The 1,489-nt window shown below is 68.4% G+C and carries 1 protein-coding gene; it reads left to right on the top strand.

The window, feature by feature from the left end:
• Positions 1 to 238 precede the first annotated feature (238 nt).
• Positions 239 to 1,489, top strand: a 1,251-nt coding sequence (locus tag ACRX5S_RS18085) for a L,D-transpeptidase (protein WP_436773970.1), incomplete at its 3' end; no start/stop codon positions are given.

Here is a 1,489-nt window from a genome sequence, read left to right as displayed (position 1 = left end):
GGTCACCCACACGGGTGACCGGCCTCGCTGTTCGGGTCAGTCTCGGTCGGACCAGTCGTACCGGGACGAATTGCCCCATGGGCCGTACGTACCCGCGTGGGTGGTGCGCCCCCGGTTCCGCGAGTTGTCACTGTTGTGTGACTGTCTCCGGAATCCGGAACCCCATGCGCTGAGGGGGCGTCAAAAACAGCGCATACGGTTCGCAGCAGGTCTGCGCAAGCGATAAGGGAGGGATCGCGTGCCCCGCATCACAGGAGCATCGCGTACGGGGGCCGCCAGGCTGGCCGCGGGACTGCTCGTCGTACCGCTGGCGTTGCTGACCGCGTGCTCGTCGGGCGGCAAGGCCGACCCCAAGGAGACCGGCGGCGGCATATCGGCCGACCCGGTCGGGGGCGGGGGCAAGAACAAGGGCGCGGCACCGCCCGCGGCCGTGGCCATCACCCCGGCCGACGGCGCGAAGTCGGTGGAGACGGACGGCGCGCTGGCGGTCGACGCCACCAACGGCAAGGTCACCTCGGTGACCGTCACCGACGCCAAGGGCAAGGCCGTCGAGGGCAAGACGTCGGCGGACGGGGCCAAGTGGACCCCGGCGGCCCCGCTGGCGAACAACACCAAGTACACGGTCGCCGCGAAGGCGGCGAACGCCGACGGCGTCGAGGTCACCGCGAACAGCAGCTTCACCACCGTGACCGCGAACAAGACGTTCGAGTACTCCTATCTGCCGGACGCCGACACCGGCGACAAGCTCGGCGTCGGCACGGTCATCTCGGTCAAGTTCAACAAGCCGGTCAAGGACAAGGCCGCGATCGAGCGCAACCTCAGCGTCGTCGCCGAGCCCGCCACCGAGGGATCCTGGGCCTGGGTCATGGACCACGACGGCAACGAGCGCGTGGACTACCGCCCCAAGGAGTACTGGAAGCCGGGCACGAAGGTGACCTGGAAGGCCAACCTCGCCGGCGCCAAGTCGGCGGACGGCACCTACGGCACGCAGAACCGCGGCGGCACCTTCACGATCGGCGACTCGATCGTGGCGACCGCGGACCTCCAGGCCAAGCAGATGACGGTCAAGAAGAACGGCGAGGTCGTGCACACCCTGCCGATCTCCGCGGGCGGGCCGTCGTACCCGACCTGGACCGGCACCATGATCGTGATGGACAAGGTCGACGGCATCGACATGAACTCCGAGACGGTCGGCCTCGGTGACGCGTACGACGTGAAGAACGTGCGGTACGCGGTGCACCTGACGACCTCCGGCACCTACGCGCACGCCGCGCCGTGGAACGCCGGCAAGTTCGGCAAGGTCAACGACTCGCACGGCTGCGTCGGGATGAGCACCGCCGACGCCGGCAAGTTCTACAACATGGTGACCGCGGGCGACGTGGTCGAGGTCATCAACGGCACCGAGAAGAAGGTCAAGTACGGCAACGGCTGGGGCGACTGGAACGCGGACTGGGACACCTGGCTGAAGGCGAGCGCGCTCGCCAACCCC

It is taken from the genome of Yinghuangia sp. YIM S09857, from assembly GCF_051388915.1.
Taxonomy (GTDB): domain Bacteria; phylum Actinomycetota; class Actinomycetes; order Streptomycetales; family Streptomycetaceae; genus Yinghuangia.
The sequence above is the reverse complement of the archived record's forward strand: the minus strand, read 5'-3'. Positions and strand labels throughout refer to the sequence as shown.